Origin of the sequence: Leeuwenhoekiella sp. LLG6367-2.1 (genome assembly GCF_045055775.1) — a bacterium.
In the GTDB taxonomy this organism is placed as follows: Bacteria; Bacteroidota; Bacteroidia; order Flavobacteriales; family Flavobacteriaceae; genus Leeuwenhoekiella; species Leeuwenhoekiella aequorea.
In genome coordinates, this window is record NZ_CP159331.1 from 2,651,729 (window position 1) to 2,665,586 (window position 13,858).

Genomic DNA, 13,858 nt, shown 5'->3' on the forward strand with positions numbered 1-13,858 from the left:
CTCTACAATTACTGAAAATTTAACTGGATTATATATACACTACAGAATTTATAAAAATAAAAAAGCCCTGATAAATATATCAGGGCTTAAGAATTTACGTTTACAGATCTAATTAATTAGATGCTCCGCTAGATTTAGGTTTACTGGCAAAACGTTTGTTAGGTTTACCCGCTGTTTTTGTCATAGGCTGGCGCTTTGAACGGTCTTCATTATTTTGTGAGCGTCCAGAACCCGAGCTATTGCGTGAATTACTTTTTCTTGAATTGTTACGCGAGTTATTACGTGCCGGTCTTGCAGCCGGTTCATCTGAAGGATCATCAGGTCCATCAATTAAAAATGGATGTTCTGCAATTACATCTATTTTTTGTTTAATTAACTTCTCAATATCTCTCAGATATGCACGCTCCTCCTTATCGCAAAAGGATAAGGCTACTCCGCTTGCTTTTGCTCTACCGGTACGACCTATACGATGTACATAAGTTTCAGCAACGTTAGGCAAGTCATATTGAATCACCATTTCTAATTCTGAAACATCAATACCACGTGCGGCGATATCTGTAGCAACTAAAACTTGAGTTTTACCATCTTTAAAAGCGCTTAGTGCTTTTTGACGGGCAGCTTGTGATTTATTTCCGTGAATTGCAGCAGAATTGATACCTGCTTTATCCAGAATTTTCACAATTTTATTAGCGCCGTGTTTGGTGCGAGAAAATACAAGAACCGTAGCCGGATTTTCTGTTTCAATAAGATGCTTTAATAATTTAGGCTTACTTTTTTTACTTACAAAGTAAACGGCTTGATCTACACGTTCTGCCGTAGGCTTTTCTGGAGCTATACTTACTTTTTCAAAATCTCCTAAAATTAATTTAGAAAGATCTACGATTGCTTTAGGCATTGTTGCCGAAAAGAATAACGATTGTCTGTCGTGAGGAACTAGTTTAAGTACTTTTTTAATATCGTGTATAAAACCCATATCAAGCATCTGGTCTGCTTCATCGAGCACCAGATATTCAATATCCTTTAAACTTATAAATCCTTGCTTAACTAAATCGAGAAGGCGACCTGGAGTTGCTGTCAATACATCGACACCTTTGCGCATTGCAGATACTTGAGAAGCCTGCTTAACACCTCCAAAAATAACAGTGCTTTTTATGCCGGTATATTTGCTATACTCGGTTACATTATCATCAATTTGTATTGCAAGTTCTCTGGTAGGCGTTATTATAAGTGCCTTGAGCTTACGCCCGCCTTTTCCAGAGCCAATATTGTTATATATCTGTTGTAATATAGGTATTGTGAATGCTGCGGTCTTACCAGTTCCTGTTTGTGCAGAACCTAATAAATCTTGTCCTCTTAAAAGTACCGGTATCGCTTGTTGTTGAATAGGGGTAGGATGGGTGTATCCTTTTTCGGCTAATGCCTTAAGGATAGGGTCTATAAGACCTAATTCTTTAAATGTCATAAAATATAATAAGTAGCAAAGATACGCTTAATCTTAATGCTTATTACAGCTTTAACAGAAAACGTTGGTTTGTAGGGGGTTGAGGAATATTGAAAGTTCTAATCGATGAGAAATAGAAACGCACAGTATTTAGTAAAAAAAAATGCAGTACTGCTTTATGAAATACTTACAAACGGGGATTTTTCCTGCGGTAGATCAAGTTCTGATAAAACTTTAACGAGAGATGTAAGCGAATGGTCTTCTATAATTGAAGTTTTGATTTTCAACTCAGTATCATATGATTTAAGCGTATAATCTCCGGCGAATTTTTTAATTGTATCAATATCTTTTAAATTCAATTTTTTACGAAAACCATACAGACTATTTTTCTTAATTACACCATCTTCAATTTCTAAATACTGATGAGTAACGTCGTAAGCATAGTGCGTAAGGTAAAGCAGACCTATTATAAAATATATGTAATCTGACCAGTGTAAGTCCTCATTTCTCAATAGGGTTATTGGCGCTATTATCAGGCATATGAGACCTAAAATTAATTTAGAGTAAAGTATTTTTTTCTTGAATTTAATTTTCATACAATTAATCTTACGTCTTTTATGTCCTAACGAATTTCATAGATTCAAACGAATTACCATCTAGGCAATAGTTTAATTCACTGCTGAGTTATGATACACGCCTGGTGCTTTGTTAATCTTGTACATCGCTTTCTAAAAATACTAAATATATTTATATAGCTGATTTATAAAACCATAGAAAGTGTATATAATTCCAAGACTCTCGACTACTTGAAATACTTACCACTTCATTTTTCTTGATTCTAGATTTACAAAATCAACAAGCTTTTCTTTTCAAATTCTATTACCATAAATTATTTTTTTAATTTCTGTTTTCTAAAGTTTTACACTTAAAATTGCCTCACATATTAAGATTCCCTGACGTAAGTTTCCTATACGAATGTTTTCGTTAGGACTATGCTGATTATTGTCCATATTAACCATTGGAATTATAAGAGTTGGAATATTTAATTCATTTATTAAAGGAACAATTGGAACCGTGCCTCCCATCATTCTAATTTTAATAGGCTCTTCATTAAAAGCTTTGGTAAGAGTCAAAGCAATAGTTTTACCGAATTCACTATCAAGGTCTGTTCTAAAACTATTTATCCCTGAGCTTCCTGTAAATTTTGCGATTTTAGCATACGTTTTACGTTCACTATCTGTAGGATCTCTATCAATCACATGAAAACCTTGGGTTCTGATGTGTTTCTTAATTTTTTCTAATTGATCCTGTGCATCTGTTTCAGGAACAAGTCGAACATCGATATCGGCTTTTGCAAATTCCGGAACAACCGTCTTTAAATTTTCTCCTGTCCATGAAGTGCCGATCTGACGAATATTTAAGGAAGGGTATTGTAACGTTTCTTGATAATTAGCACCTATTTTTTCTGAAGTATAAATCCCTAGTTGATTATTAAATTCTGTAGAATCGTAAGGCACACTCCTTAATACTTCACTAATTTCAGGTGTTATGGTAATCCCTTTATAGTAATCTTTTATCAGCACTTCTCCCTGATTATTTTTCATACTCGATAACAAGTCGGCTAAAGCAAAGACGGGGTTTGAAACGTAATTTCCAAAGTGACCGCTATGCTGCGGCAGTTTAGCTCCGTAAGTAGTAATAGAACAGGTAACAATACCTCTGCAACCATAGGTTATGGTAGGTTTATTAGAATCGTGAGCAGGACCGTCCATCACAATAAAGTAATCTGCCTTATACTGATCTTTGTATTTCGAAAGTGTAGATAATAATGCCGAGGAGGAATATTCTTCCTCAGGATCAAAAATGACCTTAATATTGAATTTTGGTACCACTTGCGCTTCTTTCATTTTTTGTAAAGCAGCAAGTAGCATTATTATAGGAGCCTTGTCATCTGCTGCGGCTCTGGCAAAAACCCGCCATTCATCATTTATAGAACCATCAAGTGCATCCCAATCTAGCTTATTCCATGTGCCGGTAGCGTCTTGGGTTTTAAGAACCGGTGTAAATGGATCTGATTGATCCCAGTTTGCTTTATCTACCGGCTGACCATCTATATGAAAATAAAACAAGACGGTTTTGAGTTTAGGATCATAAACTTTCTCAGTCAATAGGAGTGGGAGCGTACTTGAAGGCAATAATGTTGTCTCAAAACCTAAGGCCTCATAACTCTGGGCAACCCAGTTGATATTTTGAAGCATACGATCTTCATCTTCAGGTAGATTGGGAATGCTTACAAGATCTTTATGAAGAAGTATAGTTTTTCTTAAACCTTCATCATCAATTAGCGTTTGAGAAAATCCCAACATACTGTATAGAGAAAGTAAAACCGTAAAAAATAACTTCATAAAAAAGGAGCTCTTATAGTAGATTAATCTTGGATATTTTTGAATAGATTGTTCAGGTTAAGGTACAAAAAAATAACCCTGAGAAACATACTGTTGCTCAGGGTTATTATATAATTTGAAATCACTAATTAACTAGCAATCCATTTAAACTTGTGATCTAGTTTTGGTACCACGATACGTTGCGAAATACGCTCTAGACGATCTGGTAAATTTAATAAGTAATCACGTGCGCGCTCACCTTTATCATTTAGACCTTTAATATCTTCAATTTTCCAATCTGCAACCAGTGATTTTAAAATCGTAATATAATCTTGTGTGGTGTAAACCATAGAGCGTTGTGCAGCATCAGAAAAATGTTCCCATAACTGACCAATTTGCTGGCCAGATTCTCTTAAAAACATAGCCGGCATAACAATTTTGTTACGCATCATCGCTTCAAAAGCGATCATCATTTCACTAGGATCTAGATCAAAAATACGGCGTACAAATTCCATATAAGCAGAAGCGTGACGTGCCTCATCTTTAGCAATCATATTACATATTTTTGCTAATTGCTTATTACCAGATTTTCTAGAGAACGAAGCTACACGTCTGTGTGATACATTTGTAGCAAGTTCTTGAAAACTGGTATATACAAAGTTTTTGTAAGGATCCATACCGGTACCTATATCAAAACCATCGCTAATTAGATATTGCGTACTCACTTCCATCTCACGCATATTTACGCGACCGGATAGGTATAAGTATTTATTAAGCAGATCTCCGTGACGATTTTCTTCAGCAGTCCAAGAGCGTACCCATTTAGACCATCCGTTACCATTTACTTGATCTACACCTTGTACTCCCATTAACCAGGATTCATAAGTAGGCAAGGCTTCTTCAGTAATCGTATCACCTACAAGTACCGTAAATAAATCGTAATCCATCTCGCGGCATAATTCCTGAATCTCTTTGACTTCGTCAATAAATTCGGGATTTGTAGCATCTGGAAGCATATCTGTAGGCTGCCAGTTTTCATCAATTGATTTGAGGTAGGTCCCTATAAGTTCATCCATAGATTTACCTATGGTTTGCATCACTTCGAGACGTATATTAGATAATTTCATTTTCTCGGAAAAATTTTAGTAAATGTAGCAGTTTTAGACGGTTTAGGAACTATTTTACATCAATTCTTATTATGCGCGCATAGCAATTAACAGAGCTAGAACTTCTACTTTTTTACTATAAGATACGAATAATTTATCTAATCAGTTTTTAGTATAAAAAAAACTGCTGGTAATCATTTAATTGGTTACCAGCAGCAGTTTGAAAGTGGTTATTTTTTTATTTGCTCTTTCTGTTTAATTTCATTAGACTCTCGATTCTTAACATACTTTTCAAGCCATTGGTCTTGTTCCCAAAGCATATGTAAAATTGATTCTTTTGCTGCATAGCCGTGACTCTCTTTAGGAAGCATTACCAATCTGGCAGTAGCACCTAAGCCCTTTAGTGCATTAAAGTAGCGTTCACTTTGTAAAGGGTAAGTTCCGCTGTTATTATCTGCAACCCCGTGTATAAGGAGTAAAGGAGTTTTCATTTTATCTGCGTGCATAAAAGGGCTCATGGTATTATAAACTTCTGGAGCTTCCCAATAATTACGTTCTTCAGATTGAAAACCAAAAGGGGTAAGGGTACGGTTGTATGCACCACTTCTAGCAATACCCGCAGCAAACAAATCTGAATGCGATAATAAGTTTGCAGTCATAAATGCTCCGTAAGAATGACCACCAACTGCTACTTTATTTCGGTCGATGTAACCCAAAGCATCAACGGCATCAATTGCAGCTTTTCCATTTGCTACTAATTGTTTTCTAAATGAATCATTAGGTTCTGTTTCTCCTTCACCTACAATTGGAAATGAAGCGTCGTCAAGTACTACATAACCACGCGTAACCCAGTAAACCATGGAGCCATAGTAAGGATAGGTGAACTCATTAGGATTTGAAGTAGTCTGTCCTGCGCTGTTTTTATCTTTAAACTCGGTAGGATATGCCCAGAGAAGCATTGGTTTCTTCTCCTTTTTATCCATATCATAACCTACAGGCAGGTATAACGTACCCGATAACTCTAAACCATCTTCACGTTTGTATTTAATAACCTCTTTATGAACATCCTGAATACTTTTAAACGGATTTTCAAACTGTGTAATCTGAGTAAGACTGTTGTCATCCAGATCTCTTATATAATAATTAGGATATTCGGTAGGCGCCTCAATACGCACTAATACCTTTCCTTCTTTGATGTCTAAAACATCCTGAAGATTTTCTAATTTATCTGTGTATTCAGATTCATAGATACGTTTAGATTTTTGGGTTTTAAGATTCAGCTTATCTATAAAAGGAAACTGTCCTTTTTCACTAAAACCATCACCTATTAAAAATGCATTTCCATCTACTAATGTAAGCACCGGCTTCCCATATGCGTTATCTTCAGTAACAAAATTACCTGGATCGCTGTACGTATCTTGATAGTTTCGGTCTGTTAGTACTTTTCCTTCATTGCTTTTGCCTGATGGATCAAATACGTAGGTTTTGGTATTACGTGTGTTCCACCAGTAATCGTACGCAATAGCAGTTTTATCATCACCCCAGCTAATACCTCTAAAACGGTTAATTGTCTTTACGAGTTTTTTTGGAGCTTCAGTAAATGGCGCTTTTTGTATGTAAACTTGATCTCTAAAAGGTACATCTACTTCTGGATCTCCTTTATCAAGTGCTTCAGCCCAGTAAAGAGTTGCCGGCTCATCTGCTCTCCACGATAGATTACGTTTTCCGGTTTGAGTAGCCATAAATCCTTGAGGAAGCTCTTCAATTAGCGGAACTTCATTAACCACTTTCACCAGTGTTCCATCTTCTTTGTACACGCTTACAGTTTCAGGAAAGCGATTGTAAGGAACGATATATGAAAAGGGTTTGTGAATAGTAGTAGTCATTATATATTTTCCATCTGGAGAAAATGATACGTCTGTATACATATCTGCTGAAGCCCATTGCTTTGATGCACCACTTAATTCTTGTTTTACAAGAGTAGAAGTAGCTAATTGTTCAAAGTTGAAAATATCATTAGGATTTTGAAGTAAATCTTGATATGTGCGGTTCTGAGCTTTTGAACCATCACTCGTAGATATTGTAGGCCCTGTAGGAACAGCTTCTGCAGTATTAATTAATTGCTTACGCTCTTTAGGAAGCATATTAAGTAATAAACTTTTACCATCTTTAAACCAGCCAATAGGATTACCCATGTTAGCATTGAGAGTGGCATCGGTAAGTTTTGAAACAGCTGCGGTTTGAAGATCAAGAATCCATACTTCAACGCCACTATCTGTGGTATTTGTAAGTGCCATTTTGGTTTCATCTGGAGACCACGTAAAATTACTTAGTAACGGATTTTGAGGCAGACCCGATATAGATCGCGCTTCGGTTTCCTCAATCCCTTTAATTTTCACATCATTATAGAAAATAGTTCTACTTCCTATATTGGTTTTAGGATTGATACGTAAACCACCTAAGCGTAGTTCTTCTTCAGAAAGTTCGGCAATGGTTTTATAACTATCACGGTAAAGTAATAGCATCGTATCACCTTCAGAATTCATAACAACAGCAGGTGCTCTGGGCACATCTACGAGATCTAGAATTTCTTTAGGAGGTTTTTGATAATCGAGGTTTTCTTGTGAAAATAGGGGGGTTGTGAGAAATAGCATTAAAGCAAAATAGGATATTTTTTTCATGAGATGGATTTTGAACCAATTTATGAAAAATAATTAATTCTAAATACTATGCGCGCATAGCTAAAGGCAACCCCAAAGATGCATTTAAAATTGCAGAATCTGTATCTTTCCACGGTTTATGACACCAGAAATTCTGGTACTATTAATTATTTCTCATATTAACTACTCTATGTATAATTCTCGAATTGCAGGAATGGGTGCTTATGTACCTGAAAATATAGTGACAAACGATGATTTGTCAAAAATAATGGACACAAATGATGCTTGGATACAAGAGCGTACCGGTATAGAAGAACGACGTCATATTAAAGAAGGCGATGGAAACAGTACCGCTATAATGGGTGTAAAAGCGGCAAAAATTGCACTTGAACGTGCAAATATGACGGCTCAAGATATAGATATGATTGTATTTGCTACATTGAGTCCAGATTTTTATTTCCCGGGTTGTGGTGTACAAGTCCAGGAGATGCTTGATATGCGTACAGTTCCTGCGCTAGACGTACGTAACCAATGTAGTGGTTTTATTTATGCACTTTCTACAGCAGACCAGTTTATTAAAACAGGTATGTATAAAAATGTGTTGGTTATAGGATCAGAAAATCACAGTGGTGGGCTCGATATGACTACTCGGGGTCGTAACGTGTCAGTTATATTTGGTGATGGGGCGGGAGCTGCAGTACTTACACGTGAAGAAGATAATGCTAAAGGTATTTTATCTACACATTTACATAGTGAGGGTAAGCACGCCTTAGAGCTTGCTTTAAAAGGACCTAGTACTATGGAATGGGTTCCGGAGCTAATAGAAAAAAATCCACAAGAAGATATACCGTATTATCCATATATGAACGGCCAATTTGTATTTAAAAATGCTGTTGTTCGTTTTTCAGAAGTTATTATTGAAGGTCTTGAGAAAAATAAGCTTAAGTCTGAAGATATTGATATGCTTATACCGCATCAGGCCAATTTGAGAATCTCTCAGTTTGTTCAAAAACAGTTTGGTTTAAACGATGATCAGGTATATAATAATATTCAGAAATACGGTAATACCACAGCAGCTTCAATTCCTATTGCTTTGACTGAAGCTTGGGAAAACGGAAAAATAAAAGAAGGAGATACAGTTGTTTTGGCTGCTTTTGGAAGTGGTTTTACCTGGGCAAGTGCGATTATAAAATGGTAAACTATTAGTTATTCAGAACTAAAAGCTGAATAAAAGTTAGTGTAAAAAAAAAGAGCAACGAAGTTGCTCTTTTTTTTTGTTTATAGGTTGTTTGTTATTTTTTCTTTGGTTTAAACACAGGAAGAATTTTTGTCTTTACCTCACCAAAACCTATACGCACAGATCCTTCTTTCTCACAATGACCGCGCATAATTACCGTGTCTTTATCTTCAATAAATTTTCGGTCTCCACCGTCATTAAGCTTAACCGGTTTAGAACCTTTCCAACTTAACTCAAGCATAGAGCCATATGACTTAGGAGCAGAGCCAGAAATTGTGCCGCTTCCCATCATATCTCCACTATTTACGGGACATCCGTTTACGGTGTGATGTGCGAGTTGCTGACTCATATTCCAGTATAAGTGTTTAAAGTTTGAGTTTGTAACAACTGTCTCTTCTTTACCTTCAGGTTTTATACTTACTTCTAAGTTAATGTCAAAAGTTTTCTTGCCACTATACTGTAAATAAGGTAATAGCTCTTTTTCAGGCTTGGGACTTGCAGTACGGAAAGGCTCCAGAGCATCCAGAGTTACGATCCAGCACGACACAGAAGAAGCGAAATTCTTTCCTAAAAACGGACCTAAAGGTGCGTATTCCCAACGTTGAATATCACGAGCGCTCCAATCATTAAATAATACCAATCCAAAAATATATTCTTCGGCTTGATCTACTGGAATAGGTTGCCCCAGTTCATTAGCATCTGTAGTTATAAAAGCCATTTCTAACTCAAAATCGAGTTGGCGTGATGGTCCGAATATAGGTTCTGTAGCACCGTTAGGTAATTTTTGACCTTGTGGTCTATGTACCGAAATACCTGAAGGTATAATTGAGCTGCTACGACCATGGTAGGCAACAGGTAAATGCATCCAGTTAGGTAAAAGCGCATTTTGAGGATCACGGTATAGCGATCCTACATTAATAGCATGCTCTTTACTACTATAAAAATCTGTGTAATCGCCTATTTGTACAGGCAGTTGCATTTCTACTTCATCCATCGCAAATATTACGCGCTCCCGATGTTCAATTCGATCACGTAACTCAGCATTATTTGCTTCAAATATTACCGATATACGATTGCGTACCGCCCGCCACGTTTTACGACCATCTGCAATAAAATCATTTAAGCTGTCTTGTAAAAAAATATCGTCTGTAAGGGGGATTTCACTAAAGTACCCTAACTGATGTAAAGCTCCCAGATCTATGGCAAAATCACCTATACGCGTACCTATAGTGATAATGTCATCTCTGGTTAAAAATACACCAAATGGTATGTTTTGAATAGGGAAATCTGTATCTGCAGATGTTTCTAACCAGGTTTTACGTTTTGGATCGTTAGTCTTTGAGGGCATAGATTTTTGATAAAATGTTAGTAAATGCTCATTTCAAATATAGAATTAAAATAGTACCAAAGGCATGTATTCACTACTTTTGAACCTAATTTAACAAACTTTATAGCGCATGCAACGGGATACCGAAATCTTTGATCTAATTCAAGAAGAAAAACAACGCCAACTTAATGGTTTAGAGTTGATTGCTTCAGAAAACTTCGTCAGCGAGCAAGTTATGGAAGCTGCAGGATCTGTATTAACAAATAAATATGCAGAGGGTTACCCTGGCAAGCGCTATTACGGTGGTTGCGAAGTGGTAGATGAGGTAGAGACGATCGCCATTGAGCGCGCTAAAGAGCTTTTTAATGCAGAATACGCAAACGTTCAACCGCATTCTGGATCTCAGGCAAATACAGCTGTTTTTCATGCAGTAATGAAGCCAGGAGAAACTTTTTTAGGTTTTGACTTATCACACGGTGGTCACTTAACACACGGTTCTCCAGTAAATTTTTCAGGTCGTTTGTACAATCCGGTATTTTACGGAGTAGATAAAGAAACGGGATTGCTTAATTATGATAAGATTGAAGAGCTTGCTGTAAAAGAAAAGCCAAAAATGATTATCGCAGGAGCATCTGCATATAGTCGGGAAATAGATTATAAGCGTTTTAGAGAGATTGCAGATAAAGTAGGTGCAATCTTAATGTGTGATATGGCGCACCCTGCCGGTTTAATTGCAAAAGGTATTATAGGTGATCCTGTACCTCATTGTCATATTTGTACAACCACTACGCATAAAACATTACGTGGTCCTCGTGGTGGCTTAATTATAATGGGTAAAGATTTTGAAAATCCATTTGGTATTACGTTAAAGAATGGAAATCTGCGTATGATGTCTTCTTTACTAGACAGTGGTATTTTTCCAGGAAATCAAGGTGGACCTCTAGAGCATATTATTGCTGCTAAAGCAATTGCTTTTGGAGAAGCACTTACAGATGATTTCTTACATTATATGGTTCAGGTTAAGAAAAATGCTGCGGTTATGGCTGCTGCTTTTGTTGAGAAAGGATATGATATCATTTCTGGCGGAACCGACAATCATATGATGTTAATTGATCTTAGAAATAAAGATATTTCTGGTAAAGATGCAGAAGAAGCTTTAGGCAAAGCAGATATTACTGTAAACAAAAATATGGTGCCTTTTGATACCCGTTCTCCTTTTGTAACATCGGGAATGCGTATAGGTGTTGCAGCAGTAACTACACGAGGTCTTGTTGAGTCTGATATGAAAAAAGTTGTAGATCTTATTGATGCTGCTCTTATTAATTTTAATAATGACGATAAACTAGAATCTATTGCTGATGAGGTGAATGAAATGATGGGTCACAGACCATTATTTAAACATTAATCAGTTATCTATTAAATAAAAAAACCGATGCCTGCAGCATCGGTTTTTTTATTTAATTTTTCTTAGAGATTATAAATTTTGTAAGTCTTAAAGAATCTCTTTTATAGTAATATAATCTTCTCTAAATTTTACTTTGTCATTCGCTTGGCTTCCATTCAAAACTTCACCCATAGGTGATGCGCTAGATATGCAATATATATTACCGGTAGCTAGTTTTAATTCTCCAAAAGGAATACCTATAAAGTAAGACGCCTTATCAGTAATTACAAGACTTCCCTCTCCTATAACCGCATTAGGAGTTAAACTTATACGGTTTAAAATTTCTTTTTGTTTTTCAGCTTGATCAATTTGACCTTGAGTGCGCTCCATCTCTTGTTGAATCATCTCAACACCAGTTTCATATTTATCGCCTGCACTGCTTTTGCCATCGCTTTCACGAGATTCTATAAGACCTGCTTTGGTTTCCCGCAATTGTTCAAGACGCTTGTTTAATTTTTCACGAAGCTCTTGAATAAGTTCTTTTTTTAACATTGCCAGTTTTTGATTAGAGGCGGCGAAATTAAGCTAAAACAAATCACCTACATCGTTGTTTATTTTAATTTAAGAATAAAAATTTAGGCATCTTTAATCACTTGCGTTTCAGATAATTTATCGTGAAAGCCTTTTTTGAAAATCAAAAATGACAAGCGATCAAAAGGTATAAGTCTGCACAGGGTACGTATGAGAATTGTCATTATACCTGGCTTTTCACCTTTATTAGTTACCACTTTAGTTTTAGTGAAATACTTCCCTAGTGTTTTCTGAAATACGAACTCCGAAACACCATAGTAGAGCATAAAAATCACAAATATTAAACCATAGCCAGTGGTTAAAAGCAGCTGCGTATCGCTTGTAGTAAAGATCGAATCTAAAAGCAAACTTCCTAAGATAGCCAGTATAACAAACGCAAAAAAGTCTATTATGAAGTTTACAAAACGTATACCTGTTGTGGTTACATAACTTTGTATATTAAGTGCAGCACTATTGTCTAAAGTAGCTGCCTTTACCAGTTCAGCCATTTTAAGTTTACTTATTTTTCGTTTTGCTAGTTCGCTTTCTGCTGCTTTTACTTGTTCTGGTTCAAATTTATGCACTTCAACAGTAACAATTTTTACCAGTTCTTTATCTGTGTATTTGTGCATACCTGCTTTAGGCGTATTAAACGATGCCATATTCTCTTACTCTTAATTTTTAAGATGTTGAAGTTATTGACTTCTATCAAAATACTTGGACTTACTCTCTTAAAAAATTTTTAAGTGGAACAATGAATTTCTCAAACCGTTCTATATGCGGAAGGTGGCCAGTGTTCTCGATCTCGACTAAGCGGCTATTAGGGATTTTCTGTTGGGTGGTTTTACCTAGTTTATCATAGAGTCCCATTGTACTTGCTACTTCTTTTGAGACAAGAGGCTTACCTAAAGCTGTACGATCTCGGGTTCCTATAATAAGTAGGGTAGGTACTTGTATTTCAGGGAATTCATAGACTACCGGCTGCGTAAATATCATATCATACGTAAGTGCAGCATTCCAGGCGATTGTCTCGTATTGCGAATTGAGCGTCCATCCTGCCAGTAAATTAACCCACTCATCATAAGCAGGATCCCATTTGCTATCATAGTAATTTTCCAGTTGGTATTTTTTTATTGAAGCATAGTCTTTTTTAAGTTCGTTCTCATACCACCATTCTACCGGTTTGTATGGCACTTTTAATTTCCAATCTTCGAGACCTATAGGGTTTTCAAGAATTAATTTCTCTGTTGCTTCAGGGTACATTAAGGCAAATCGTGTTGCCAGCATACCACCCATAGAATGACCTAAAACTGCGGTTTTAGAAACCCCTATACTATCTAAAACAGCTTTTGTGTTTAATGCAAGTTGCTGAAACGTATAATGAAAAGTTTCTGGCTTAGATGATTTACCAAATCCTATCTGATCAGGAACTATAACCCGATATCCTTCAGCAGTCAGCGCTTCAATCGTGGTTTTCCAATATGCACCATTGAAGTTTTTACCGTGAAGTAGCATTATATTTTTCCCGTTATAATTCTTTGGTTTAATATCCATAAAAGCCATTTCTAACTCTTGATTTTGAGCGGAGATGTTTATAGTTTCAGTCTCATAAGGATATTCATAATTGTTGAGTTGTAGATCTAGTAATTCTAATGAATTCTCTTGAGCGGAAGCTATAGAAACACAAACGATAAAAAGCGGAAGTAGGAGATTTTTCACGACGGAAAGTTTAAGTGAGTGAAGGATATT

At 36.2% G+C, this 13,858-nt stretch carries 11 protein-coding genes; 2 read left to right on the forward strand and 9 right to left on the reverse strand.

The window, feature by feature from the left end:
- Positions 1–112 precede the first annotated feature (112 nt).
- From ABVM53_RS11955 to ABVM53_RS11975, 5 genes are all read right to left on the reverse strand, one after another.
- Positions 113–1,462 carry a DEAD/DEAH box helicase gene (locus tag ABVM53_RS11955; RefSeq protein ID WP_371456085.1) on the reverse strand — a complete coding sequence of 450 codons (1,350 nt, stop codon included), beginning with the start codon at positions 1,460–1,462 and terminating at the stop codon, positions 113–115.
- A gap of 155 nt (positions 1,463–1,617) precedes the next feature.
- Positions 1,618–2,037 carry a hypothetical protein gene (locus tag ABVM53_RS11960; RefSeq protein ID WP_405326300.1) on the reverse strand — a complete coding sequence of 140 codons (420 nt, stop codon included), beginning with the start codon at positions 2,035–2,037 and terminating at the stop codon, positions 1,618–1,620.
- A 315-nt stretch (positions 2,038–2,352) separates the two neighbouring features.
- Positions 2,353–3,846 carry a M20/M25/M40 family metallo-hydrolase gene (locus tag ABVM53_RS11965; protein ID WP_405326303.1) on the reverse strand — a complete coding sequence of 498 codons (1,494 nt, stop codon included), beginning with the start codon at positions 3,844–3,846 and terminating at the stop codon, positions 2,353–2,355.
- A gap of 128 nt (positions 3,847–3,974) precedes the next feature.
- On the reverse strand, positions 3,975–4,952 hold the full coding sequence (locus ABVM53_RS11970) for an acyl-ACP desaturase (protein WP_371456088.1): 978 nt from the start codon (positions 4,950–4,952) through the stop codon (positions 3,975–3,977).
- A 209-nt stretch (positions 4,953–5,161) separates the two neighbouring features.
- Positions 5,162–7,612: a prolyl oligopeptidase family serine peptidase gene (locus ABVM53_RS11975; protein ID WP_405326306.1), complete on the reverse strand. Its 2,451-nt coding sequence runs from the start codon at positions 7,610–7,612 to the stop codon at positions 5,162–5,164.
- Between the two features lie 169 nt (positions 7,613–7,781).
- On the opposite strand from ABVM53_RS11975, the gene ABVM53_RS11980 reads away from it, so the two are divergent.
- The gene (locus ABVM53_RS11980) at positions 7,782–8,789 is read left to right on the forward strand and encodes a 3-oxoacyl-ACP synthase III family protein (protein WP_405326309.1); all 1,008 of its coding nucleotides are present in this window, start codon (positions 7,782–7,784) and stop codon (positions 8,787–8,789) included.
- Between the two features lie 94 nt (positions 8,790–8,883).
- Here the strand turns inward: ABVM53_RS11980 and fahA are convergent, their stop codons facing one another.
- Positions 8,884–10,176 carry a fumarylacetoacetase gene (gene fahA, locus ABVM53_RS11985; RefSeq protein WP_371456091.1) on the reverse strand — a complete coding sequence of 431 codons (1,293 nt, stop codon included), beginning with the start codon at positions 10,174–10,176 and terminating at the stop codon, positions 8,884–8,886.
- Between the two features lie 109 nt (positions 10,177–10,285).
- Here fahA and glyA point away from each other — a divergent pair, with 109 nt between their 5' ends.
- Positions 10,286–11,560, forward strand: a complete 1,275-nt coding sequence (gene glyA / locus ABVM53_RS11990; RefSeq protein WP_405326312.1) for a serine hydroxymethyltransferase — start codon at positions 10,286–10,288, stop codon at positions 11,558–11,560.
- Positions 11,561–11,647: 87 nt separating this feature from the next.
- Here glyA and ABVM53_RS11995 read toward each other — a convergent pair whose 3' ends face one another.
- The 3 genes from ABVM53_RS11995 to ABVM53_RS12005 all read right to left on the reverse strand — a co-directional run bounded on the left by ABVM53_RS11995 (position 11,648) and on the right by ABVM53_RS12005 (position 13,828).
- Entirely contained in the window at positions 11,648–12,091 is a 444-nt protein-coding gene (locus tag ABVM53_RS11995) for a 3-oxoacyl-ACP synthase (protein ID WP_405326315.1), read from the reverse strand.
- 83 nt (positions 12,092–12,174) lie between these two features.
- Entirely contained in the window at positions 12,175–12,771 is a 597-nt protein-coding gene (locus ABVM53_RS12000) for an RDD family protein (protein ID WP_405326317.1), read from the reverse strand.
- Between the two features lie 61 nt (positions 12,772–12,832).
- On the reverse strand, positions 12,833–13,828 hold the full coding sequence (locus ABVM53_RS12005; protein ID WP_405326318.1) for an alpha/beta fold hydrolase: 996 nt from the start codon (positions 13,826–13,828) through the stop codon (positions 12,833–12,835).
- Positions 13,829–13,858: the final 30 nt, after the last annotated feature.

What these genes read in the sequence shown, in the direction of transcription:
- ABVM53_RS12000 (WP_405326317.1), bottom strand. Translation starts at nt 12,771, where the DNA reads ATGGCATCGTTTAATACGCCTAAAGCAGGTATGCACAAATACACAGAT.
- fahA (WP_371456091.1), bottom strand. Translation starts at nt 10,176, where the DNA reads ATGCCCTCAAAGACTAACGATCCAAAACGTAAAACCTGGTTAGAAACA.
- ABVM53_RS11970 (WP_371456088.1), bottom strand. Translation starts at nt 4,952, where the DNA reads ATGAAATTATCTAATATACGTCTCGAAGTGATGCAAACCATAGGTAAA.
- ABVM53_RS11965 (WP_405326303.1), bottom strand. Translation starts at nt 3,846, where the DNA reads ATGAAGTTATTTTTTACGGTTTTACTTTCTCTATACAGTATGTTGGGA.
- ABVM53_RS11960 (WP_405326300.1), bottom strand. Translation starts at nt 2,037, where the DNA reads ATGAAAATTAAATTCAAGAAAAAAATACTTTACTCTAAATTAATTTTA.
- ABVM53_RS11995 (WP_405326315.1), bottom strand. Translation starts at nt 12,091, where the DNA reads ATGTTAAAAAAAGAACTTATTCAAGAGCTTCGTGAAAAATTAAACAAG.
- ABVM53_RS11975 (WP_405326306.1), bottom strand. Translation starts at nt 7,612, where the DNA reads ATGAAAAAAATATCCTATTTTGCTTTAATGCTATTTCTCACAACCCCC.
- ABVM53_RS11980 (WP_405326309.1), top strand. Translation starts at nt 7,782, where the DNA reads ATGTATAATTCTCGAATTGCAGGAATGGGTGCTTATGTACCTGAAAAT.
- glyA (WP_405326312.1), top strand. Translation starts at nt 10,286, where the DNA reads ATGCAACGGGATACCGAAATCTTTGATCTAATTCAAGAAGAAAAACAA.
- ABVM53_RS11955 (WP_371456085.1), bottom strand. Translation starts at nt 1,462, where the DNA reads ATGACATTTAAAGAATTAGGTCTTATAGACCCTATCCTTAAGGCATTA.